28 protein-coding genes and 1 pseudogene are annotated in these 21,378 nt (G+C 39.0%); 22 read left to right on the forward strand and 7 right to left on the reverse strand.

Features of this window, described 5'->3' with window-relative positions:
• Positions 1-230: 230 nt before the first annotated feature.
• From WBS51_RS09605 to WBS51_RS09615, 3 genes are all read left to right on the forward strand, one after another.
• On the forward strand, positions 231-1,562 hold the full coding sequence (locus WBS51_RS09605) for an IS4 family transposase (RefSeq protein ID WP_302702681.1): 1,332 nt from the start codon (positions 231-233) through the stop codon (positions 1,560-1,562).
• A gap of 218 nt (positions 1,563-1,780) precedes the next feature.
• The gene (locus WBS51_RS09610) at positions 1,781-1,924 is read left to right on the forward strand and encodes a hypothetical protein (protein WP_016439130.1); all 144 of its coding nucleotides are present in this window, start codon (positions 1,781-1,783) and stop codon (positions 1,922-1,924) included.
• A 38-nt stretch (positions 1,925-1,962) separates the two neighbouring features.
• A complete protein-coding gene (locus WBS51_RS09615; RefSeq protein WP_291681933.1) occupies positions 1,963-2,337 on the forward strand; it encodes a DUF3795 domain-containing protein in 375 nt (124 codons plus the stop codon).
• Between the two features lie 56 nt (positions 2,338-2,393).
• Here the strand turns inward: WBS51_RS09615 and WBS51_RS09620 are convergent, their stop codons facing one another.
• Positions 2,394-2,702 carry a hypothetical protein gene (locus WBS51_RS09620; protein WP_226853444.1) on the reverse strand — a complete coding sequence of 103 codons (309 nt, stop codon included), beginning with the start codon at positions 2,700-2,702 and terminating at the stop codon, positions 2,394-2,396.
• A 78-nt stretch (positions 2,703-2,780) separates the two neighbouring features.
• On the opposite strand from WBS51_RS09620, the gene WBS51_RS09625 reads away from it, so the two are divergent.
• Positions 2,781-2,996, forward strand: a complete 216-nt coding sequence (locus WBS51_RS09625; protein WP_004611575.1) for a helix-turn-helix domain-containing protein — start codon at positions 2,781-2,783, stop codon at positions 2,994-2,996.
• Positions 2,997-3,321: 325 nt separating this feature from the next.
• Here WBS51_RS09625 and WBS51_RS09630 read toward each other — a convergent pair whose 3' ends face one another.
• The gene (locus WBS51_RS09630; RefSeq protein WP_173750115.1) at positions 3,322-4,683 is read right to left on the reverse strand and encodes an MATE family efflux transporter; all 1,362 of its coding nucleotides are present in this window, start codon (positions 4,681-4,683) and stop codon (positions 3,322-3,324) included.
• A gap of 125 nt (positions 4,684-4,808) precedes the next feature.
• On the opposite strand from WBS51_RS09630, the gene WBS51_RS09635 reads away from it, so the two are divergent.
• The 4 genes from WBS51_RS09635 (at position 4,809) to WBS51_RS09650 (ending at position 7,369) form a co-directional block, all read left to right on the forward strand.
• A complete protein-coding gene (locus WBS51_RS09635) occupies positions 4,809-5,336 on the forward strand; it encodes a PadR family transcriptional regulator (protein ID WP_173750116.1) in 528 nt (175 codons plus the stop codon).
• Positions 5,337-5,453: 117 nt separating this feature from the next.
• Complete coding sequence (locus WBS51_RS09640) at positions 5,454-5,753, forward strand: carcinine hydrolase/isopenicillin-N N-acyltransferase family protein (RefSeq protein WP_226853446.1); 300 nt, start codon at positions 5,454-5,456, stop codon at positions 5,751-5,753.
• A 199-nt stretch (positions 5,754-5,952) separates the two neighbouring features.
• A complete protein-coding gene (locus WBS51_RS09645) occupies positions 5,953-6,378 on the forward strand; it encodes an RNA polymerase sigma factor (protein WP_244092066.1) in 426 nt (141 codons plus the stop codon).
• Complete coding sequence (locus WBS51_RS09650; RefSeq protein WP_173750118.1) at positions 6,371-7,369, forward strand: zf-HC2 domain-containing protein; 999 nt, start codon at positions 6,371-6,373, stop codon at positions 7,367-7,369. The genes WBS51_RS09645 and WBS51_RS09650 overlap by 8 nt, the downstream gene beginning before the upstream one ends.
• A gap of 84 nt (positions 7,370-7,453) precedes the next feature.
• Here WBS51_RS09650 and WBS51_RS09655 read toward each other — a convergent pair whose 3' ends face one another.
• From WBS51_RS09655 to WBS51_RS09665, 3 genes and pseudogenes are all read right to left on the reverse strand, one after another.
• A complete protein-coding gene (locus tag WBS51_RS09655) occupies positions 7,454-7,837 on the reverse strand; it encodes a CHC2 zinc finger domain-containing protein (RefSeq protein WP_226853448.1) in 384 nt (127 codons plus the stop codon).
• A 155-nt stretch (positions 7,838-7,992) separates the two neighbouring features.
• A complete protein-coding gene (locus WBS51_RS09660; protein ID WP_173750119.1) occupies positions 7,993-8,721 on the reverse strand; it encodes a hypothetical protein in 729 nt (242 codons plus the stop codon).
• 97 nt (positions 8,722-8,818) lie between these two features.
• Positions 8,819-8,995: pseudogene (locus WBS51_RS09665) on the reverse strand (recombinase family protein); the annotation flags it as partial.
• Positions 8,996-9,103: 108 nt separating this feature from the next.
• Here WBS51_RS09665 and WBS51_RS09670 point away from each other — a divergent pair.
• The 6 genes from WBS51_RS09670 to WBS51_RS09695 all read left to right on the forward strand — a co-directional run bounded on the left by WBS51_RS09670 (position 9,104) and on the right by WBS51_RS09695 (position 13,700).
• Positions 9,104-9,850: an N-acetyltransferase gene (locus WBS51_RS09670; RefSeq protein ID WP_291683739.1), complete on the forward strand. Its 747-nt coding sequence runs from the start codon at positions 9,104-9,106 to the stop codon at positions 9,848-9,850.
• Between the two features lie 194 nt (positions 9,851-10,044).
• Positions 10,045-10,650 (forward strand): M48 family metallopeptidase, encoded by a 606-nt coding sequence (locus WBS51_RS09675; protein ID WP_302702678.1) that lies wholly within the window; start codon positions 10,045-10,047, stop codon positions 10,648-10,650.
• A gap of 100 nt (positions 10,651-10,750) precedes the next feature.
• On the forward strand, positions 10,751-11,329 hold the full coding sequence (locus WBS51_RS09680) for a sensor histidine kinase (protein WP_173750121.1): 579 nt from the start codon (positions 10,751-10,753) through the stop codon (positions 11,327-11,329).
• A gap of 7 nt (positions 11,330-11,336) precedes the next feature.
• Positions 11,337-11,846, forward strand: coding sequence for an ABC transporter ATP-binding protein (locus tag WBS51_RS09685; protein WP_302702677.1), 510 nt, complete (start codon positions 11,337-11,339; stop codon positions 11,844-11,846).
• Positions 11,847-12,237: 391 nt separating this feature from the next.
• Complete coding sequence (locus tag WBS51_RS09690; RefSeq protein WP_024852766.1) at positions 12,238-12,846, forward strand: hypothetical protein; 609 nt, start codon at positions 12,238-12,240, stop codon at positions 12,844-12,846.
• Positions 12,843-13,700 (forward strand): macro domain-containing protein, encoded by an 858-nt coding sequence (locus tag WBS51_RS09695; protein WP_021651979.1) that lies wholly within the window; start codon positions 12,843-12,845, stop codon positions 13,698-13,700. Before WBS51_RS09690 ends, WBS51_RS09695 begins: the two co-directional genes overlap by 4 nt.
• A 149-nt stretch (positions 13,701-13,849) precedes the next feature.
• On the opposite strand, the gene WBS51_RS09700 is transcribed toward WBS51_RS09695, so the two are convergent.
• Together WBS51_RS09700 and WBS51_RS09705 are read right to left on the reverse strand one after the other, a co-directional pair.
• Complete coding sequence (locus tag WBS51_RS09700; RefSeq protein ID WP_021651980.1) at positions 13,850-14,104, reverse strand: helix-turn-helix domain-containing protein; 255 nt, start codon at positions 14,102-14,104, stop codon at positions 13,850-13,852.
• Positions 14,105-14,316: 212 nt separating this feature from the next.
• On the reverse strand, positions 14,317-14,553 hold the full coding sequence (locus WBS51_RS09705) for a helix-turn-helix domain-containing protein (protein WP_044961784.1): 237 nt from the start codon (positions 14,551-14,553) through the stop codon (positions 14,317-14,319).
• A gap of 118 nt (positions 14,554-14,671) precedes the next feature.
• Between WBS51_RS09705 and WBS51_RS09710 the strand changes: the two genes are divergently transcribed.
• The 8 genes from WBS51_RS09710 (at position 14,672) to tet(O) (ending at position 21,371) form a co-directional block, all read left to right on the forward strand.
• The gene (locus WBS51_RS09710) at positions 14,672-15,073 is read left to right on the forward strand and encodes a hypothetical protein (RefSeq protein ID WP_044961786.1); all 402 of its coding nucleotides are present in this window, start codon (positions 14,672-14,674) and stop codon (positions 15,071-15,073) included.
• 61 nt (positions 15,074-15,134) lie between these two features.
• Positions 15,135-15,452, forward strand: a complete 318-nt coding sequence (locus tag WBS51_RS09715) for a DUF5720 family protein (RefSeq protein ID WP_044961788.1) — start codon at positions 15,135-15,137, stop codon at positions 15,450-15,452.
• A 110-nt stretch (positions 15,453-15,562) separates the two neighbouring features.
• Positions 15,563-16,471: a ParM/StbA family protein gene (locus WBS51_RS09720; RefSeq protein WP_021651984.1), complete on the forward strand. Its 909-nt coding sequence runs from the start codon at positions 15,563-15,565 to the stop codon at positions 16,469-16,471.
• On the forward strand, positions 16,468-16,743 hold the full coding sequence (locus WBS51_RS09725) for a hypothetical protein (protein ID WP_021651985.1): 276 nt from the start codon (positions 16,468-16,470) through the stop codon (positions 16,741-16,743). Before WBS51_RS09720 ends, WBS51_RS09725 begins: the two co-directional genes overlap by 4 nt.
• A gap of 156 nt (positions 16,744-16,899) precedes the next feature.
• On the forward strand, positions 16,900-17,409 hold the full coding sequence (locus WBS51_RS09730) for a hypothetical protein (protein WP_009248030.1): 510 nt from the start codon (positions 16,900-16,902) through the stop codon (positions 17,407-17,409).
• 50 nt (positions 17,410-17,459) lie between these two features.
• Positions 17,460-18,659 carry a DNA (cytosine-5-)-methyltransferase gene (gene dcm / locus WBS51_RS09735; protein WP_342694073.1) on the forward strand — a complete coding sequence of 400 codons (1,200 nt, stop codon included), beginning with the start codon at positions 17,460-17,462 and terminating at the stop codon, positions 18,657-18,659.
• A gap of 51 nt (positions 18,660-18,710) precedes the next feature.
• Complete coding sequence (locus WBS51_RS09740; protein WP_342694074.1) at positions 18,711-19,085, forward strand: TnpV protein; 375 nt, start codon at positions 18,711-18,713, stop codon at positions 19,083-19,085.
• A 366-nt stretch (positions 19,086-19,451) separates the two neighbouring features.
• A complete protein-coding gene (tet(O), locus tag WBS51_RS09745) occupies positions 19,452-21,371 on the forward strand; it encodes a tetracycline resistance ribosomal protection protein Tet(O) (protein WP_000691758.1) in 1,920 nt (639 codons plus the stop codon).
• Positions 21,372-21,378 lie beyond the last annotated feature (7 nt).

The raw sequence follows: 21,378 nt of genomic DNA on the forward strand, positions 1-21,378 counted from the left end.
TGGGGGCAGCTGTAAATGTGGTGCAGTTAGCAGACTTCAGTGCGCCTTCCGGGCGCAAGCAGGTAATATCCCCTTATAGGGGGAGAACATGCCACCCGCTAAGCGGGTGGTCATGACTGTGTCAGCAATGAAATAAACCACCTGCTATGCGCAACATCATAAACTTAAGAGAATTTGCTTTGAGATAGGCAGGTTCTTTTATTTATGATAAAATTTAAGCAGGGGTGCATATGAGGAGTACCTATATTGAAAGAATCCAAAAACTTTCTGAAAAACTGTCTGATCCTGCTTTGGCAGAGCGGGCAAGAAAAATAAACAGTAATACTTTTTCAAGAAACAGAAAAATGCCTTTAAAAGATATCTTACTGTGTTGCCTTTCCAAAAAAGGGCTTACTACTACACTAGAATTGAGAAACTATTTTATACAAAAGGATGTTCCTTCCATGAAAATGTCGAAACAAGGGTATTTACAACAGCGAAAGCGTCTTAATCCTGAAGTTTTTTCTTATCTGAATGATGAATATATGGCTGATTTCTATCATTCTTCTGAACCAAGGCTCTGGAATGGATTTTTGTTACTGGCAATTGATGGAAGTAAAGCGGAAGTGCCGAATTCACCAGAGAACCGGGAGCGTTTTGGAAAAAGTAATAATCAACACTCAGAACTTGGACAGGTGCGGGCGCTTGTAAGTGGCATGTATGATATTTTGAATCATTTTTATCTGGATATTGAAATTTCACATATTTCTACCAGCGAAACGGAGCTTGCCAAGAAAAATCTTCATCACTTAACGCATATAGATATCAAACAGCCCGTATTAGCTATTTTTGACAGGGGATATCCATCTATGGAATTTATTGATTTTCTGGAAACGGAAAAAATCAATTACTTATTCCGCATTTTTTCCAATGATTATAAATTTGAGCGTAGAAATATGAAATCGACTGACGAAACGGTTATTTTACGGCATACCTATCAGCGATTAGAGAAAATAAGAAAAAAGCATCCGGAGAGATTAGAGCGTATGAAAGAAAAAGGGTATACGAATACGAGAATCATGACCTCTATGCTTCCTTCTGGAAATGAATTGACACTTATGACGAATCTCCCCTTTGAATTTTCTCAGAAACAACTGGAGGATTTATATTATCAAAGATGGGAAATAGAGAAGAAATATCATACACTTAAGAATAAAATGAAGTTTGAAAGTGTAACAGGAAAATCAACCATCTATGTAGATCAGGATTTTCGTGCACAAGTGTTGGTATATAATATACTGCAGGATATACGCAAAGAAGCCGATGAGGAGGTATCTGTAAGAGGTCGTAAAAAAGGCAGCAAATATCCTATGCACACAAATGAAAATATTGCCATAGGACTGTTTAAAGAACAGATGATAAAGCTAATCCTTGAAAAAAATGCTGTAAGAAGAGGACAATTGCTTTTTAAACTGCAAACAGAAATGGAAGAATATATTTTGCCTCAAAGAAATCTGCCTGGAAAGGAACGGAAAAAGAATCTTTCAAATAAATATAAAAACAATCAAAAAAATAGTTTTTAAAAAAGTCCATACAATTCCATTGGGGAAAGTATGGACTTTTTTAATATAAATATAATTCTTATATCTGAAAAAGTAACGGATATAGGAATAATTTCCTCTTAAGTTTATGATGTTGCGCTAAGCGGGTGGTCATGACTGAAAATAACTGGTGTTAGATGTTAAAGAATATGGTAATATAGAAGAAATATACAAAGTGGAAGTTGTAAAGGAGACCAACTATGGGCGAAAATTATTTGGATATGGCTACTGTTATAGTGATATTTTTTGCTCTCGGCATCTTATTATCAAGACTGGGAGGCGTTGGAGGAATTGTTGTAAGAATTAAAAGAATGGTTTGCAAGCTAATTGGACATAGAGACTGAGAGAAGCGATATAAACTGAAAGTTGCGGAGGTGTGCAAATGAAAAGGGAATTAGGAATTGCCAGATGTGGGCTTGCGTGTTGCTTATGCACAGAAAATGCTGATTGTAATGGATGTGGCTCAAATGGTTGCCCAGATAATGATGTTTGCGAGAATAAAAAATGTTCAATTGAAAAAGAATTGACACATTGTTATAAGTGTGAAGAAAATTGCAAGAAAGGATTATTGGGCAAAATCAAACCATACACATTTACTTTATTTGCTAAAAAATATGGAGAAGAAAAGCTTTTGGACTGTTTAGAGAGAAATGAGAAAAATGGAGTTGTGTATCATCGAGATGGCATCAACGGAGATTATGATGATTTTGATGATGTAGAGCAGCTAATGAATTTTATCTTAACAGGAGTGAGATAACTTCCAGTTTATAGCAGACAGTTTGTTTGATGATGAGACTGTCTGCTTTTCTCTTTTTAATCATAATTGATAGGAGTGGTATAGAATGGTTTATATCCATTGTGAAAAGACAGTTTAGAGTGGTGCAGATTGATTGTAAGAGTAGTGGGAGTTCCATTGATTTGATTATGCTCTGTTTCAATTTCCGCTATCACTTCATCAATATTGCAGTATTGATATACAATAACTTGTAGTTCGGTATCACGATTAGCCCCATTGCTGAATGACATACTGTTAAATACAAGATAATCGGGCAAGCTAATGTAATAGAGAATACCTGCAAGCAAGATTAGAATAATAGTGGAAAATAATAATTTCTTTTTCATTTTGACATACCTCTGTTACTATATAGTGAATTACTACATAAAGATTTATTGAATATACTTTTATGTAGAGGTGAGGCAATGAAGTATGGACATTTGGAACTTCACATAGAGGAACTGCTGAAAGAAAAAGGGATTAGTAAGAATACCATTTGTAAAGAATTGGATATACCGAGGTCTAATTTCAATCGCTATTGCAGAAATGAATTTCAGAGATTAGACGCACAACTAATCTGTAAACTGTGCAGTTACTTGGATTGTGGAATAGAAGAATTGATAGAGTATGTGAAAGAATAAGAGCCTGTCGGATTGAAGGAAGTTCGTGCAGGCTTTTGTTGTGTCAAGAAATAGGGAAAATGTAGTGAGGTCAAGGAACAAGGCGAAGCCGATACAACCTAGGGCAGTCCTTGACGGAACGGACAAAGTCAACAGAACCATGATACAGCAGAGGACTTGAAAGGCCAGAAACCTTGCAAGTCTTCTTGTCTATTATTGGGCGTTATGTTTAAGTAGTATCAGAACGGAGAAAGCGGTGCAGACAGAAGCGTATGCGTTCCGTTCCGTCCATTGCAGGGCATTGAGAAAATCACAGACAGGGTGGTGCCGCTTTTGGTGTTATAAATTAGTTTATTTGAGTTTCAGATAATTTTAACTGCTTATGAAGAGAAAGAGCCATCAACAGACTGATGAGAAAAGAAAGGACATCAGCGATTGGCTGTGCGTATAAAATTCCATTTAATCCCCATATGGAGGGAAGAATGAGAATAACAGGGATAAAGCAGATCCCTTGTCTGCATGCCCCAAGTAAGAAACCTTCTTTTCCTTTTCCTAATGCCAGGAAAAGAGAGGAATATACTGTGTAATATCCAAAGAGCATAAAAGTAATACCGTTGATTCGTAAGGAACTGGTTCCGATGTGAATCATTTCTATATTTCCGGTTGTAAACCGTGAGACGATTGGTGTTGGAAAGAGGAAAAATGCGAAGCCTACAACAATACAAAAAATGGTTGACCAAAGAATGGAGGTTTTGATTGCCTGACGCAGTCGATGGTATTTCTTTGCACCATAACTATATCCTGCAATAGGCTGGAATCCTTTTATAAAGCCGAATACAGTCAGACTTCCCATAGAAACGAGTCTGGTGACGACACCCATTCCGGCGATGGCAGCATCTCCATAAGCACCGGCAGCGTTGTTAATCAGAGAAATGGAAAGACTGGTTAATAGTTGAAATACAAGCGTAGGAACTCCGATTTTGAATATTTCTGAAAAAATCTCTTTGGAAAAGGAACAGTCTTTTAAGCGGAAACGAAAAATACTTTTTTTGCTGAAAAGGTAGTACAGGTAAACGAGAGTAGATATAATCTGTGAAATTGCGGTTGCAATGGCTGCACCTGAAACACCCAAATTAAAGGTATAGATAAAAATCGGATCTAAAGCAATGTTCAAGACTGCTCCAATCAGCAGGGCGAACATTGTAGTCTTAGCAGCTCCTTCGCTTGTGACAATGTTGTTCATGGTAACGTTAAATACATTGAAAATACAAGAAATAATGTAAATTTCTGCATAGGTCATTGCGTAAGGAAGAATGCTTTTGGTTGCACCGAGAAGAATTAAAATCGGCTCTAGAAATACAACGCAGAAAAGAATGAGAACTGTCCCTACGGACAAACTGCAATAAAGAGAAGTGCTTGCAACTTTATTTGCTTGTTCGTCTTTCCCTTGTCCCAGTAGTCTTGAAATGTAGGATGCTGCCCCGTTTCCAAATAGTAATCCTAAACCGACAACAACTTGTCCAAGAGGGTAAACGATAGAAATTGCCCCCATTGGGCTTTCACCTAATCCGCTTACAAAGTACGCATCTACAAGATTATACAAAGCGTTAATCAGCATTCCAATCATGGTTGGGATTCCCATAGCCAAGAGTGCTTTTGGAATAGGTGCATTTCCGAGTAATTCCATTTTTTGCTTTTGATTGTTCATAACGTGTAACTCCTTTCACTTGACATATAATATAAAATATACTACTATAAAATATAGTAATTGAAATGCAAAAGTTATACTACTATAATTTACAGTAGTTGTCAAGATGGAAGGAGGAAAAACAAATGGCGACCATTGACTTAATTGTGTTAGGAATGTTAAAAAAAGAGGAATTAAGTGCATATGACATTCAGAAACTGGTGGAATATCGGAACATCTCAAAATGGGTAAAGATTAGCACACCTTCTATTTACAAAAAAGTGATTCAGTTAGAACAGAAAGGGTTCATTTCCAGCCGAATGGAAAAGGAGGGAAATATGCCGGAAAAAGCAGTGTATTCGTTAACGGAAAGTGGAAAGGCGGAGTTTAAAAAACTGATGCATGAGCTTTCTAAAAAGCCGATTCATATGTTTTTAGATTTCAATGCAGTCATTGTGAATTTAGAGAGTATGACCAAAGAAGAGCAACGGGACTGTTTAGATGAAATAGAAATGAATACAGATATTCTCTTAAACTATTTAGAAGATAATCTGAAATTGAAAGAAAAAGCGGAAGATGTTCCAGCAACAGGTATGGCGGTCCTTCATCAGCAGCTTACGTTAGCAAAAGCAATTAAGGCATGGATTGCTGATTTGAAAAAGTCGTTGCTTTAGTGGTAAGTCGTGTGTTTTTGAATACAAATTTTATTTCATTGACAAGAATTTTTTATTCTGTTAGGTTATGAATATGTAAGATCTTACAGACGAAAAATCATAAAAGCAGGTGTAAGAATGTATCATGGGAGATTTAAAAATACACATTATCAAACTGGTTTTGACTGGGGAGAAATGTTAAGAAAACATGGAAATTTTATTCATGAGAAACATACGTTTCAGATTACAGAAGAACGAAAAAAGTTTGCAATGCAGTGTCTGCCAGTTTATGAGAAATATTATCCCAAAGTTCGTAAAGCCGGTTTCAATGCAGGGTTATTGGTTCGGTATCTTTTGGAAAAGTGTAGAACAACGGAAGAAGCGGTACTGATTAAAGTAATCAGCGCTGTTTCTTTATGCGCAAAACGTACCAAATGATCACCAGTTTTCTACCAAGTCTTTACCGATTTCTTTTATAAAATCTGCATCGCAAATTTGCAAGAAAAATACAAATATTTTAAAATATTTGTAACGAAACTATCTTTTTTTCGACTAACCTATGAAAAGAAGGAGGTGAGCAGTTCTGGACTACGAAAAATTATATCATTCATACTATATGCAAGTGTATTCGTATGTTATGACAATCATAAGAAATCCGTCTTGTGCAGAAGAAATAACTCAAAATACATTTTTTAAGGCGATGACGGCGAAAAAACAATTTAAAGGTAATTCTAGTGAACTTACATGGTTATGTGGAATTGCAAAACATCTTGCGATTGATGAATGTCGAAAAAACACAAAGTTATCGGAATTAGATGAAGCGGTTTCAACATCAACTGTTGATATAGAGAAAGCAACAGAGGATAAGGATACTGCTCTTCAAATTCATTTGATTCTTCACGAACTGCAAGAACCCTATAAAGAAGTATTTCAGTTGAGAGTTTTTGGAGAATTATCATTTTCACAAATAGGAATGATTTTTCAAAAAACTGAAAACTGGGCAAGAGTTACTTATCATAGGGCAAGATTGAAAATTCAGGAAAGGATGGTAGAAAATGGGTAAAGATAAATTTAATGAATGTGATGTTGTGCAAGATTTACTTCCGCTTTATTATGACAATGCCTGTACTTCGGCTAGTAAAAAAATGGTGGAACAGCATTTAATGACTTGCGAGAAATGTAAAAAAACATATGAAGCATTGAGAAATACTACGATTGATACAGTTATGAAAGATGAAGCAGAGGGTATATTAGAGAGGCATGCAAAAAAAGAAAGAAATATGGCATACAAGGCAGGAATTATGATAGCTCTAATACTCATGGTTCCAGTTGTGATTACGTTTATTGTATCAATGAGTAGTGGTGGTGGCTTAGGAGTGTTTGCGGTATTAACGGCTTCTATGTTGTTGGTAGCATCATTGTCAGTTGTACCACTCCTTTCTACACAAAGAAGAATGACAAAAAGTATATTAGCCAGCGTAATAGCGTTACTTCTTATATTCTTTTTTGTAGACCGAATGAATGGAGGGGGAGAATTTGTTTTGTGGACGATACCAACGATTTTTGGATTGTCCATTGTATTTTTTCCATTGGTAATTAGGAATATCACATTGCCACCAATTTTGTCTGATAAAAAGGCGTTGATTACATTGACATGGGATACCTTGTGGCTTTTTCTTACGATTTTTGAAGTGTGCAATCATTCGGGAGATATAGAAGGAATGAGAACTGGTTATACAGTTTCACTTATTCTTATGACAGGAGTATGGCTTATATTCTTGGTAGCAAGGTATCTTCCGGTAAATGTATGGATAAAAGCGGGAATAATTTTAATCATAAGTTGTATTTGGATGGCATTTACAAATGATGTGTATGCATATTTTGCGGAACATAAAAAGCAATTAACAATTCTTTCAACTAATTTTTCTGATTGGTCAACTAATATTTGCGTTAATGCAAATGTCTATACTCTAATTTTAATTTTTGGAGGTATAGTAGGCGGTGGCTTATTAGTATATGGAATTATCAATATGAAGAGAAAACGGTTAAAGTGATGTGAAGTAGTGAGGTCAAGGAACAAGGCGTAGCCAACAGCACCATGATACAGCAGAGGACTTGAAAGGTCAGTATTATAAACCTTACCTTTCTCGCTCTGCTCTAAGCTGTTTGGGAGCATAGTTTTTTTCCCATTCCCTAAGAAGATGAAAATAATCTGTTAGCACCTTGTAACAATGATTTTCTTCTTTTTGATATTTCTGTTCCGGTGTCGGATTACGAATACGAGGGCGGACACGGGGCTTTTGTCGGCTGTCATAGTTAAGACCAAAATCTTCAGCAAGATTAACAGCATCTCCGGTCACTCCGCAGCCAAAACAGTAATAGCGTTCATCCAGCTTCATACTGGGGGAATTATCCGAGTGAAACGGACAGCACGCCATGCCTGTGCGACCGACTTTCAAGCCATGGGCTTCTGCGGCTTGTCGGGCAGTAACATTTCCTTTTACAACTTCAAATACATTCATGTGACTCCTTTCCTGAAACGAAAAAAGCACCTGTCATTTTCAAAGTGAAAACAGTAAGTGCCTTAGAGTTCCATATTCAATTTTGGGAGCAAAAAAGCAGGAAATCTTTTCAGATTTCCTGCTCAGTAAAGCTGTGGAGATTTAATTTCCTTATTTTAAAACATAATTACGATTCCTGTTTGACAAGAACGATTATCATAGAACGATTGTATTTGTCCCCACTCATAATGATATTCGACACCTGTCATACTCTTTTTACTGGGAGTGCCTAAGCATTTCCTTAAAAATCTATTATTTTCTTCTCGCAACTTTTCTAAAACCGTATCATTCATTGTTTCATATTTCATAGAATATTTTTTGTCTGCTCGAACCAATTCAATCTTTTTCACTTTTCCATGTCTTCCATAGATTGTAACATGGAACTTCTTATAAAGCCATCTTAATGGTTTCTTAGAAATCAATATTGTATAAGAATAATCTGTTTGAACAATCTTAAAATCAATTTCTTTAAACAAAGAAATACTTCCTTTGGAAGGAATTTTATATTCCCCTATTTTTAACATATCTTCCTTTAACTCATCCTTTACTTCGAGAATCTCCATGCTTACTATAAAAACAGTATAGCCTTCACACATCACAACGGTAACTATTTTTGCCCATAGCACATCTGGAACAAACATATTCCAAGCTATAAAAGGGAGCAAAGCTGATACTGCCGCAATGAACAGCAGAAGCACTCTCCAGATATATTTTTTCTTTCTTTTTCCTTCATGGGTTAAATTTTCATCATATGCAAGATGCCCCGGACCTGAAAAGTTTAGTAAATATTCCTTAAAAAACGACACCAGAGCCGCTCCCCAGGAAGATTTCTTCTGTTCCTTCATACTACACAATCTCCTCTGCTATATGGTTGTTTCTCATTCTATGGTTGTTTCTCATTCTATGGTTTTTCTCATAACCGCATTATACCTCATCGATCCAAAGAATGGAAGAAATTTTCTTGCTTGTGTCTCTGACAAACCACTCATTCATAATATTCAGAAATGGTGCGAACTCACTGCTTTCTTGACGGTCACTGTCAATACCATTATTGATTGCTATAAATCGAACTTCCTTTTCTCTAAAGATAATATCAGTGACAAAACCTACTTGCAAATACAAGCAGTGATATCCCCTCTTTTTTTCAAAATAACTGGTGTTAGATGTTAAAGAATATGATAATATAAAAGAAATATACAAATAAGAATTTAGAAATGAGGTGTTTTTATGGAATATATTAGAGTAACCAACGAAAATATAGACAAAGAGCATATATGCTGTGCGATTTCAAATAACAATGATATCCAAGTATCATCAAAAAAGGCTTGGCTACAAGAACGATTTGATGAAGGATTAGTTTTCCTAAAGAGCGAAGAACGAGGAAAGTGTTTTGTTGAGTATATTCCTGCAGAAAACGCTTGGAACCCTATTGTTGCAGATGGTTATATGTATATTAACTGTCTTTGGGTGGCTGGTTCATTCAAGGGGCATGGATACTCAACAGACTTATTAAATGCGTGCATTGAAGATAGTAAAATAAAAGGAAAAAAAGGGTTATGTATTCTATCTTCCAAAAAGAAAAAAACATTTTTAGCTGACCCCAAATTCTTAAAACACAAAGGTTTTGATGTTTGTGATGAAGCCGATAATGGTATTCAGTTATGGTTTTTAACATTTGATAAAAATACTTCGTTACCTAAATTCAAAGTGTGTGCAAAGCACCCTCGCATTGATGAAATGGGATATGTTTTGTACTATACCAGCCAATGCCCATTTAATGCGAAATATGTTCCTATTGTAGAAGAAATAGCAAAAGAAAAGGGCGTACAGTTTAAAGCTATTCATTTGCAAAGTAAAGAGCAAGCCCAGAACGCACCGACACCGATTACAACTTATGCCCTGTTTTATAACGGGGAATATTTAACAAATGAACAGATGAATGATAAAAGATTTTTAAAGTTGTTGGCAAAATAAATTGGAAAATCAGAATTTTCCAGTTTGTGCCAGACAGTTTTTGATGTGACTGTCTGCTTTTTCCTTTTCATTAAAATTGATAGCAGTGGTATAAAATGGTTTATACTTATCATTCTGTATCACCAACTACTGAAAGAAAAAGGAATTAGCAAGATCAGAGATTACAGCAGAGCATAGAGAAAGCGATATACAAAATGGTAAAGAAATCTAAGATAAATGAAATCAAAATGGAAGTGCAGGGGAGAATCATTCCCATACAGGTGATTCGCTCTAACAGAAAGAGTATTGGTCTGGAAATTCGACAGGATACGTCTGTGATTGCGAGAGTTCCATACCGACTTTCCGACAAAGGATTAGAAACCTTTTTAGAAAAGCATACGGAGTGGATTCTTTGTAAACGGAAGTTAGCAGGGAAAAGGCAGGATTACAGAAGGTTTACGAATGCACTGCCATTTTCACAGCTTACGGCAAAGGAGCGGGAACAGATAAAGGAGAAAATAGCCGCACGGGTAAAATATTATTGTGAGGTTATGGGAGTTACGGTTGGCAGAATCACCATCCGGAATCAGAAAACACGGTGGGGAAGCTGCAGTTCTAAGGGAAATGTAAACTTTAATTATCAGTTATACTATCTTCCGGAAAAACTTTTGGACTATGTGGTGGTACATGAACTGGCGCACCGCCGTCACATGAACCATTCCTCTTTGTTTTGGACAGAAGTAGGACGGTATTTCCCTGATTTTCAGGAGTGCAGGAAACAGTTGGGGGAATATGGACTTGCTCAAAATGAAGTGAGATAAGAATAAAAAGGCAGAGGGGCGTCTCTGCCAGAAACCACCTTATGGAAGAGGGGGTTCATAGCAGAGCGGATGACCGGACAGACCTGTTTCAGGGAGTTGTATGTCCGAATTTGCCCATACGCTGGAATTTCAGGTGGATAAGCTGGAATTTCTTCTGCAGTCGCTGATAAAGATGTCCCGTCTGGAAACGGGAACTTTTTCCATGCATATAGAAGAACGGAATCTGCACAATACGTTGGTGCAGGCCGTGAAGGATGTGTGGCAGGCGGCAGAGAAAAAGAAACTGCAGATAGACCTGGAGTGTGTTGGGGAAATTACGGCAAAGTATGATGAAAAATGGACGCTGGAGGCATTGGAAAATATACTGTCCAATGGCGTGAAATATACTCCGGAAAGGGGAAGCATCCGTATCAGCGTGCATCCCTGGCAGTTTTACACCAGAGTGGACATTACGGATACGGGTATTGGGATTGCCGAAGAACATTACAACGATATTTTTCAGCGGTTTTACCGGGCAGAGGAGGTTTCTGCCCAGGAGGGTGTGGGGCTGGGACTGTATCTGACCCAGACGATTTTGAATAAACAGAGGGGGTATATTACCGTAAAATCAAAGCCCGGACAGGGAAGCACCTTCTCTGTCTATTTATTAAGCGGAATGGAAGACGGGAAAAGGACATAAGGAAGACATGGAAAGTATTATCACAGTAAAAGATTTGAAAAAGTATTATGGAAAGGGAGAAGGCCGGATAAAAGCTTTAGACGGCGTAAATCTGGAGATTGAAAAAGGAAAATTTACAGCGGTTACGGGCTCGTCCGGAAGCGGAAAAACCACTCTTTTCAACATGATTGGCGGTCTGGATTACCCGGACAGTGGTAGCGTAACAGTGGATGGTATAGAATTACAGGGCATGAGGGAGCGTCAGCTGGCGGTTTTCAGGCGGAGTAAAATCGGCTTCATTTACCAGAGTTATAATCTGATACCCTCCCTTACAGTGCAGGAGAATATTCTGTTTTCTGTAAATCTGGGGAAACAGGCTGTGGACTGGGTATTTTTTCAGGAGATTACAGGGTTTTTAAAGTTGGATAAGCGTCTGAATGATTATCCTCATCAATTATCCGGAGGAGGACAGCAGAGAGTGGGCATTGCCAGGGCATTGATGCTGAAAAGCGGGATTGTGTTGGCAGATGTAAACTGAACCCCATGTGCTTACTGTACATAGCGTGTACACAGTAGAATTACATGACAATATAGGTACATGATACACAAGTAATGAGAAAAAATGTGTATGGAGTAGGAAGAAAGTATTGATATCTGGTATGAGGAAAGACATCCTTGTAGCAGGTTTTTTAAATTAAAGTTCTTGTTTATGATTTTTAATTTTGGATATGTTATCTCGGATTTCAGAAGTTATTAAGTACTTATGATTTAATGAAGTTTAAGGTATATTTTGAATGAGGATATTGGTTAGAAAGGTCAAGAATTTTTAGCAAATAGTTACTTGTAATAACAGTTAATTAGTGGTACAATATCATTAGCACTCGTCCTGGTTGAGTGCTAATAACGATGAAGACTGGGAGGACACATATATGAGTAAACAAGTATACATAAGTGCAGACTATTCTGAAAATGATGGAGATCGTGAAGTTGTGAAAGAATTAAATAAATGGGGACAGGATAATCTTCATAAAGTTGATTTTATTGATATGTCTCAAGTGGCATCTGGAAGTGTATCAAAAGATTCTGATTGTCGAATATGTGATTTGAAAAAAGAGTTTAATGCTCAAATTAATGCTTCATCAGCAGTTATATTTGTGGTTGGGGATAAAACAGCATTACGTACAGCGGGGAGTTCTTGTAGAAGGGTAAACAATAGTCAAAGTTTGTGTAGTTGTACACCTTATAAGCAGAATACAAATGGAACGAAGCCTTGTAAAGTAGCTTTTACATCTACTCCAGGTGAAAATGATGATGTAGGATGCATTAATTCATACTCATATTTGAAACATGAATTTAAACAAGCTGAAAAACGAAATAAAAAAATTATTATAGTTTATAATTCATCAAGGAAAGAATCGACCTGGCTTCCTTCTTATATGAAAGCGTATGAAAAAGAAGCGAGACCTTTTTGGACTAAAAATATTTTAGGGGACAAGGTAGGTGATTACTCGTATATAAAAGAGGTGCTTGGTTTTTGAGTAATTTATTTAAAAAGAGTGCAGCATATGCTTTTGCAATTATTTCAGCAGTTTTTACCTTTGTTCCAGAAGCTGTCTTTCAAAAGATTACGTTGATTCCAAAAGAATCTTTTGAACAATTTGCGTGGATTTATATAAATATTTCAGAAATTAATATTATCATAAATCGTATGTTGGCTTTTGCGCTTGTATGGGGGATTGTAGCAGTTATATATGGAATCTATCTATGTTTACGAAAAAAAGTTAGCATGAAGGGGGATAATTATCAGATTACAGTTGAATACGGTGATTTGCTTAAAATAAAAAAATGTAAGAAGGTAATTACCTTTGATGAATGTTTTTCAACAAAGGTAGGAGATGCGCCTGCTGATATAAAACCAACGTCTATTTGTGGACAATATTTAAAGAGCAACCCCAATTTAAATATTCAATCATTAATATCTGGTTCGCAACTAAATCCTATCAAGAGCAGATCGAAGTATCAAAATAAGGAAAGGTATGAGTCAGGCAGAATAGTGCCAAATGGAGATGACTTATTATTGGCATTTGCTAAATTAGATAAAAAGGGATTGGGGAGATTAACACGTGATGAATATTTGGAATGTCTGACGATATTGTGGGAGGAAATAGATACATATTATGGGCAGACAGATGTATGTATACCTATTTTAGGATCAGGATTAACTCGTTTTGATGGCGGATCGGGGGCATCAATTTCTCAACAGGAATTACTTAATATGATGATTTGGTCTTATAAGTTAAGTTCTCATAAAATAAAATTGCCGCATAAATTAAGGATAATCTGTAAAAAGAGTGGAGATTTTTCGCTAAATAAAATTGATTCTCAAATATAGTGTGATAAAAAGAACATTATTTGTTAAATTTCTTGAGTAAGGATATGATCAAGGATTTTCATTGAATATAGATTAAAAATTTGAGAGTTGGTTATTGTACAATTAATGAGTTAGTATAAAGAAGAGTCATAGTCTCTGGTCAAAGAGTGCTATGACTTTTCTTTTCCCTCGATGAGATACTCATAGGAAACATTAAAAATTTCAGTAAGCGCTTTTAATTCTACATCTGTGACGTAGCGCTTATTAGTCTCAATTCTGGTGATTACATTTTTATCCATATCATACCCATTCAGCTGAAGCTGGTAGGCTAAGAGCCTCTGTGACATATTATGCTGACGGCGGAGCTCAATGAGCCTTTGGCTGATCAGGTTTTTCTCCCCGGTGGATGTTTTCGGTTTCGGCATATTTCTAATCTCTCCTGCAAATAGTGTTGGCAGGGTTGTCTCACTTTTTGCACTTTTTCTATTGATTTTACATGGGATTAGGAATACAATCGGTTGTAAAAGTGAGACAAATATACCAAAATAAAATGAGAGAATTAGTTGGAGAAAAACGGAGAGAATAAGAAAAAAGTGATCGTACCAGAGAAAATTTAAGAAGTGACTGCTTTTCCGGTTTAGAGAAGTCCGGAAAAGAACGCATTGATATCGGTATGGAAGATTTTAGCAAGGGCAACAAGTTCCGATATCTTGATGTTCATGCGGTTGGTTTCCAGCTTGGCATAGGTGCTTTTGGACATAGAAATTCCCATCAGGTTCAATTTTGCAATGACCTGATCTTGAGTAAGTTTATTCGCATAACGGATGGATTGTATATTTTTGCCGATATCCATATCTGGTCTGATTTTCTGCATCATAAAGTCCTCACATTTTCATAATATTTCGCAATAAAGAAACTTTATATTGATTTTACTGGGTTCACTTTTTATAATGTTTCGTAATAAGGAATTATTTACAAGAAGGGTGATGGGTATGCACCAAAAGGATATGGAACGGTTTGCTTTCCTGTTTTTATGCGGGAAGCGTGACAGGGAAATCTTATTGGGAAAAGAAAAGATGACGTTTTCAGACTTGGACAGGCTGACGTATGTGACAGATTTTTTAGGGCTAAACTTGTATAACCTGGAAATCTGGAATGAGTATGCAGGACAGTTTGGCGAACAGTTTCGGCAGTTGGAATTGCTATATGATGAGACTTGTAGCATCATGTCTTGGGAGTCGACAGAAGCAGATGAGCATCTGCATGAGCGATGGATCCGGGAATTTTGCATCCAGGTACCGGATAAGGAAATTCGGAAACAGCTGGAACAAATTATAAAACAACAATATCAGGAACAAGGGATGGTAGATCCCACAGAGACAGACATCGTATAGGTGCCTGTCTTTTTTTCGCAGAAAATTAGGGAAAAGATTTCGAAGGGAGGTGATAGGAAACGTGAGTATCAGTATCCATGAGTTACTGGCAGTAGCCAGGGAATCGGAAGGTGTGAAGGCAGTGAAGGGTGATGCCATACTGTGTGAGAAACGCTTTGCACCGGATACCCGATATATGGTGGAGTTTTTGTTGTTGGAGCAAAAGGAATGGTTCGGGGAAAAGGGAGAGTATCATCGCTATTTCCTGACAAAGGAAGCGTACCGTGAACTGATCGATCTGCAGAATCAGGAAGTCCTGCGATTTCAAAAGCAGGCGCTTGTTTTAGAGGGAACGCTGCATTATCTTCCAGCCCAGGCATTTGTCCGGGACCAGGAGTAGGAAGCTTAACAGGCTGGAAAAGAAAACATCTTTGCCGGAGCATAGCTCCGAGTCCGGGAGCTCTTTCACCGGAAATTTCTATAGAGCGAGAAAGAAGGGAGTGGTAAGCAATGATCATTGGAATCGACCACGGATATTATGCCATTAAAACAAAACAGGTGTGTTTCCCAACGGGACTGATGCGGTACACCTATGAACCTTATACCATGCAGAATGTTCTCCAATACGGCGGTGCTTATTATGTGTGTGGGACGGGGCGGCAGACTTTAGTGAAGGACAAGACTGCCAATGATAATTATTATCTTTTGACGTTGGCTGCACTGGCACAGGAGATTCGGAAACGAAAAGGGGAGAAAACTGCCAAGGTTGTTCTTGCAGCCGGACTTCCCCTTGCCGGGTTTGGAAGGGAAAAACAGAAATTTAAGGAATATCTGTTTCGGAAGGAACAGCCTGTCCGCTTTTTCTACGAGGGGGAACGCTATGAAATCCAGATTGAGGATGTGAAACTGTTCCCCCAGGGGTACTCTGCACTAGCCCTTTATCCGGAATACTTAAAAGATGAACCCTCTGTTCTTCTTGTGGATATTGGAGGCTGGACAGTAGATTTGATGCGTCTTGATAATGCGGTTCCCAATGCGGCTACCTGCAGAAGCCTGGAACTGGGTGTTATCCGTTGCATGGATGAGATTTTAGAGCAGGTGCGCAGAAACACCGGGCTGTCCGTAACGGAGACACAGATCGAGCGTGTTCTGAATGGAAAGCCCTGCAGTATGCCTGCAGAAGTTGTGTCTTTGATTGAGAAACAGGGCAGGCTTTACATTGAAAAGATACTGTCTGCGATCACCGAGGCAGGCTTTGATCTGCGGGCAGTCCCTTCCGTTTTCATGGGAGGCGGTGCTGCTATTTTCCAGCACCGTGTAAGCACCCAGGACCTCCTGTGTCGCCCGATTTACCTCACAGACGTCCATGCCAACGCAGCCGGATATGAACGGATTGTGGGGCAGATGAGGACGCTGTGAGCCGCCCGGTCTTTTCCTTTCGCCCAAACCTTAAGAACCCGGAGCATGAAAAAGCGTGGCAGATTTTAATGGAAGTTCCAAAAGGACAGAGGAATCAGTATCTGGTGGATGTGATTTTGGAAAAAGAAGAGCGGGAAACTTTGCGGAAACTGATTCAGGAGACGGTTCGGGAAGAATTGAAAAGTGGCAGTATGGAACGATTGCCAGCATGTGAAAAGGAAGAAATTCCAGATCAGATGCTGGATTTTTTATTTCAGATGGAGCAGGAGTAAAGGGGGTGAGGCCTATGGGCAAGGAAAGTATGGCATTGTTGGATATGCTTGGGTTTTGCATACATTTGACATGGATTCTTTAGTGGGTATTGTGAATAGCTTTCTTTCAAATTTTGGAGTATGTTGTGTATAACAAAACGAAAGGGGAAAACGCTTATGGCAGAGATGAAGAACATATGCGGAAAGATCCCGGTGGAATTACATGAGAAGGTACGAGCCGAGATCGAAGAAAGGGAAACAAGTACACAGATCTTTATCCGGCAGGTGATCGAAGAACACTTTAACAGACTGGAGAACAAAGGAGAAGAAAGCATGGAAAAAAGAACATTAGCAGTACAGGTCACAGAGGAATTATTCCAGAGAGTCAAATGGGCAGTCACAAAGGAAGGCATCAAACAGAAAGATTTTATCATCCGCATCATCGAAAAAGCGGTGGAAGAGGTAGAAGCCAAATGGAAGGAACTGGAACAGCCGGAAGAAAACGCAGAAACAGATAGACTGGAAGAAGCAAAAGAAACTGCGGAAGATGTCTATGAAGAAGAGACTACCGAAGCGGAAACCGAAACAGTGGAAGCCGCAGAGGAAGAGGCGGATGCAGAAATTTCTGAGGATGCAGAGGAAGAAGAGATTCCGGAATCCGGGGAAGAAACCGAAGAGATCGCATAATGCCAAACAAATAGAACTATAAAACCAGCAGGCGGTGTGGGAGAAAAACCATGCCGCCTGTTTTTTTTATTCAGCAAAGGAGGTTGATAGCCGCAACCATTCGATTTTTTGATTTATTCAGCGGGATCGGGGGATTCCGGGAAGGGTTAAGACGTGCAGGCGGTTTTACCTGTGTGGGACACTGCGAGGTGGATGCTTATGCGGATAAGAACTACCGATTGCTGTTCGACACAGAAGGGGAGTGGTTTTGCAATGACGCAAGAACAATCGAAACTGAACGAATGCCGGACTTTGATCTTTTGTGTGCAGGATTTCCTTGCCAGGCATTCTCTATCGCCGGAAAGCGGGAAGGATTTGCAGATGCCAGAGGAACTCTGTTCTTCGAGATTGCCAGACTGGTTGCAGACAAGCGACCTGCGTATTTCATCCTTGAAAATGTTCCCGGACTGCTTTCGCATGACAAAGGCAGGACGTTTCACACCATCCTCAGTACGTTATCTGAGCTGGGGTACGGTGTGGAATGGAAAGTGCTTAACAGCAAGGATTTTGGAGTCCCCCAATCCAGAAAACGGGTGTATATTGTCGGATATCTTGATCAACGATGTGCCGGAAAAATATTACCTTTCCCAACAGCAAATGGAACGCCTCTTGTACAAATCCAGACAGGAAGGCAAGGGGAACGGATCTACAAAGCCGAAGGGTTAAGCTGTACCCTGACTTCCGGAGCCGGAGGTGTGGGTGGTAAGACAGGGTTGTATGAAGTGGGTGTTCCTATTAAGGAGAATACAAAGCAGGGATATAAGATGGCGTATCCAGGCGACAGCATTGACTTAGGATATGCAGGACTGAACACCAGAAGAGGGCGTGTGGGGCATCAGATCGCCCATACCCTTACCACAGGAATCCAGCAGGGAACGCTTCATTTTGTGGATCTATCTCCGCCGCCTCTTGTCACAGAACATTGCAGGTGTCTGAATACCAGACAATCGGGCATCCATAATCACAAAGGGGAATGTTCCGGTGTCTTAAAAGAGGAAGGTGCCAGGGCAGTGCTGAATCCGGGAAGAGAAGAAACCCGGCAGAATGGCCGGAGGATGAAGAAGCCGGAAGAGCCGATGTTCACCATTACTGCCACAGACCGGCATGGAGTTACCTATCGGGGCAGAATCCGGAGGCTGGTGCCAAGGGAGTGTCTGCGGCTGCAGGGCTTTTATGACTGGCAGATTGACCGCATAGAACAGGAGATGTAGGACGGATTTTGCGGACATTCAAAATAAAAAAGAATGTGGAGGTAACAGACAATGGCAAAATCATTATTTGAGGAACTGGGCGGCAAATACGAAAGGCAAGGGGATTATTTGATACCGTGCTTAACTGTACCCGCCGAAGAAGAACAGGCAATAGGCATCTGGGGGCAACGGCATTTAGATTATCTAAAACAGTACCGTAAAGTTACATACACCAATCTTCTTACAAGAGGCAGGCTAAACGCCTACCTTGCCGACATCAACAGACAGGCACAGGAACGCTTTGAAAGGCTCATAGAGGGTATGAAACAGGCACAGGGCATAACGGAACAGCTAAAGGCAGAAAACGCCTTAGAATGGACAGGATGCCTCAATAACATAAGGGCTTGTGCGAGGGAGATTGTGGAAAAGGAAATTATTTTTGCATAAACAGATGATTAGTGGCAGGGGGAAATCCTGCCGCTTTTTCTGCTTTAGTTTGTCAGCTTGACAAATAAAGGGTTAAGGAATATAATTAGATTCAGTATTATACAAGGAGTTAATAAATATGCGGCAAGGTATTCTTAAATAAACTGTCAATTTGATAGTGGGAACAAAAAGTAGCAGTCTCGTTTCACTTTTAATATGGGGCTTAGTTTTTTGTACCCAGTTTAAGAATACTTTTATCATGTAATTTTATATGCCCGAAAACATATAAGTGTTTTGGGGCTATTGGAGTTATTTACCCAGTGATAGGAGTATTTATCACTGGGTATTTTTATGCCCTTTTTTGGGTGTTGATAGGAGGAAAATCACATGAAAATAATTAACTTAGGCATTCTGGCTCACGTTGACGCAGGAAAGACAACATTAACGGAAAGTTTATTGTATACCAGTGGTGCAATTGCAGAACTAGGGAGCGTAGATGAAGGCACAACAAGGACAGATACAATGAATTTGGAGCGTCAAAGGGGAATCACTATCCAGACAGCAGTGACATCTTTTCAGTGGGAGGATGTAAAAGTCAACATTATAGATACGCCAGGCCATATGGATTTTTTGGCGGAAGTATACCGTTCTTTATCCGTATTAGACGGAGCAGTATTATTAGTTTCTGCAAAGGATGGCATACAGGCACAGACCCGTATACTGTTTCATGCACTACAGATAATGAAGATTCCGACAATTTTTTTCATCAATAAAATTGACCAAGAGGGGATTGATTTGCCAATGGTATATCGGGAAATGAAAGCAAAGCTTTCTTCGGAAATTATAGTGAAGCAAAAGGTTGGGCAGCATCCCCATATAAATGTAACGGACAATGACGATATGGAACAGTGGGATGCGGTAATTATGGGAAACGATGAACTATTAGAGAAATATATGTCAGGGAAACCGTTTAAAATGTCAGAACTGGAACAGGAAGAAAACAGGAGATTCCAAAACGGAACGTTATTTCCCGTTTATCACGGAAGCGCTAAAAACAATCTGGGGATTCGGCAGCTTATAGAAGTAATTGCCAGTAAATTTTATTCATCAACGCCTGAAGGTCAATCTGAACTATGCGGGCAGGTTTTTAAGATTGAATATTCAGAGAAAAGGCGGCGTTTTGTTTATGTGCGTATATATAGCGGAACATTGCATTTGAGGGATGTTATTAGAATATCTGAAAAAGAGAAAATAAAAATCACAGAGATGTGTGTTCCGACAAACGGTGAATTATATTCATCCGATACAGCCTGCTCTGGTGATATTGTAATTTTACCAAATGATGTTTTGCAGCTAAACAGTATTTTGGGGAACGAAATACTGTTGCCGCAGAGAAAATTTATTGAAAATCCTCTCCCTATGCTCCAAACAACGATTGCAGTAAAGAAATCTGAACAGCGGGAAATATTGCTTGGGGCACTTACAGAAATTTCAGATGGCGACCCTCTTTTAAAATATTATGTGGATACTACAACGCATGAGATTATACTTTCTTTTTTGGGGAATGTGCAGATGGAAGTCATTTGTGCCATCCTTGAGGAAAAATATCATGTGGAGGCAGAAATAAAAGAGCCTACTGTTATATATATGGAAAGACCGCTTAGAAAAGCAGAATATACCATCCACATAGAAGTCCCGCCAAATCCTTTCTGGGCTTCTGTCGGGTTGTCCATAGAGCCGCTCCCTATTGGAAGCGGAGTGCAGTATGAAAGCAGAGTTTCACTTGGATATTTAAATCAATCGTTCCAAAATGCGGTTATGGAGGGGGTTCTTTATGGCTGCGAGCAGGGGCTGTATGGATGGAAAGTGACAGACTGTAAAATCTGTTTTGAATATGGATTGTATTATAGTCCTGTAAGTACCCCCGCAGACTTTCGGCTGCTTTCCCCTATCGTATTGGAGCAGGCTTTAAAAAAAGCAGGGACAGAACTATTAGAGCCATATCTCCACTTTGAAATTTATGCACCGCAGGAATATCTCTCACGGGCGTATCATGATGCTCCAAGGTATTGTGCAGATATTGTAAGTACTCAGATAAAGAATGACGAGGTCATTCTGAAAGGAGAAATCCCTGCTAGATGTATTCAAGAATACAGGAACGATTTAACTTATTTCACAAATGGGCAGGGAGTCTGCTTGACAGAGTTAAAAGGATACCAGCCAGCTATTGGTAAATTTATTTGCCAACCCCGCCGCCCGAATAGCCGTATAGATAAGGTTCGGCATATGTTCCACAAGTTAGCTTAACAGCTTG

The sequence above is a fragment of the Blautia acetica genome (assembly GCF_038739805.1).
Taxonomy (GTDB): Bacteria; Bacillota; Clostridia; order Lachnospirales; family Lachnospiraceae; genus Blautia.

What these genes read in the sequence shown, in the direction of transcription:
- WBS51_RS09640 (WP_226853446.1), top strand. Translation starts at nt 5,454, where the DNA reads ATGTATCATGGGAGATTTAAAAATACACATTATCAAACTGGTTTTGAC.
- WBS51_RS09740 (WP_342694074.1), top strand. Translation starts at nt 18,711, where the DNA reads ATGGCAAAATCATTATTTGAGGAACTGGGCGGCAAATACGAAAGGCAA.
- WBS51_RS09720 (WP_021651984.1), top strand. Translation starts at nt 15,563, where the DNA reads ATGATCATTGGAATCGACCACGGATATTATGCCATTAAAACAAAACAG.
- WBS51_RS09605 (WP_302702681.1), top strand. Translation starts at nt 231, where the DNA reads ATGAGGAGTACCTATATTGAAAGAATCCAAAAACTTTCTGAAAAACTG.
- WBS51_RS09670 (WP_291683739.1), top strand. Translation starts at nt 9,104, where the DNA reads ATGGAATATATTAGAGTAACCAACGAAAATATAGACAAAGAGCATATA.
- WBS51_RS09610 (WP_016439130.1), top strand. Translation starts at nt 1,781, where the DNA reads ATGGGCGAAAATTATTTGGATATGGCTACTGTTATAGTGATATTTTTT.
- WBS51_RS09685 (WP_302702677.1), top strand. Translation starts at nt 11,337, where the DNA reads ATGGAAAGTATTATCACAGTAAAAGATTTGAAAAAGTATTATGGAAAG.
- dcm (WP_342694073.1), top strand. Translation starts at nt 17,460, where the DNA reads ATGCCGCCTGTTTTTTTTATTCAGCAAAGGAGGTTGATAGCCGCAACC.
- WBS51_RS09660 (WP_173750119.1), bottom strand. Translation starts at nt 8,721, where the DNA reads ATGAAGGAACAGAAGAAATCTTCCTGGGGAGCGGCTCTGGTGTCGTTT.
- WBS51_RS09650 (WP_173750118.1), top strand. Translation starts at nt 6,371, where the DNA reads ATGGGTAAAGATAAATTTAATGAATGTGATGTTGTGCAAGATTTACTT.
- WBS51_RS09615 (WP_291681933.1), top strand. Translation starts at nt 1,963, where the DNA reads ATGAAAAGGGAATTAGGAATTGCCAGATGTGGGCTTGCGTGTTGCTTA.
- WBS51_RS09655 (WP_226853448.1), bottom strand. Translation starts at nt 7,837, where the DNA reads ATGAATGTATTTGAAGTTGTAAAAGGAAATGTTACTGCCCGACAAGCC.
- WBS51_RS09710 (WP_044961786.1), top strand. Translation starts at nt 14,672, where the DNA reads ATGCACCAAAAGGATATGGAACGGTTTGCTTTCCTGTTTTTATGCGGG.
- WBS51_RS09620 (WP_226853444.1), bottom strand. Translation starts at nt 2,702, where the DNA reads ATGAAAAAGAAATTATTATTTTCCACTATTATTCTAATCTTGCTTGCA.
- WBS51_RS09645 (WP_244092066.1), top strand. Translation starts at nt 5,953, where the DNA reads ATGACAATCATAAGAAATCCGTCTTGTGCAGAAGAAATAACTCAAAAT.
- WBS51_RS09680 (WP_173750121.1), top strand. Translation starts at nt 10,751, where the DNA reads ATGTCCGAATTTGCCCATACGCTGGAATTTCAGGTGGATAAGCTGGAA.
- WBS51_RS09625 (WP_004611575.1), top strand. Translation starts at nt 2,781, where the DNA reads ATGAAGTATGGACATTTGGAACTTCACATAGAGGAACTGCTGAAAGAA.
- WBS51_RS09700 (WP_021651980.1), bottom strand. Translation starts at nt 14,104, where the DNA reads ATGCCGAAACCGAAAACATCCACCGGGGAGAAAAACCTGATCAGCCAA.
- WBS51_RS09630 (WP_173750115.1), bottom strand. Translation starts at nt 4,683, where the DNA reads ATGAACAATCAAAAGCAAAAAATGGAATTACTCGGAAATGCACCTATT.
- WBS51_RS09675 (WP_302702678.1), top strand. Translation starts at nt 10,045, where the DNA reads ATGGTAAAGAAATCTAAGATAAATGAAATCAAAATGGAAGTGCAGGGG.
- WBS51_RS09635 (WP_173750116.1), top strand. Translation starts at nt 4,809, where the DNA reads ATGGCGACCATTGACTTAATTGTGTTAGGAATGTTAAAAAAAGAGGAA.
- WBS51_RS09730 (WP_009248030.1), top strand. Translation starts at nt 16,900, where the DNA reads ATGGCAGAGATGAAGAACATATGCGGAAAGATCCCGGTGGAATTACAT.
- WBS51_RS09705 (WP_044961784.1), bottom strand. Translation starts at nt 14,553, where the DNA reads ATGCAGAAAATCAGACCAGATATGGATATCGGCAAAAATATACAATCC.
- WBS51_RS09690 (WP_024852766.1), top strand. Translation starts at nt 12,238, where the DNA reads ATGAGTAAACAAGTATACATAAGTGCAGACTATTCTGAAAATGATGGA.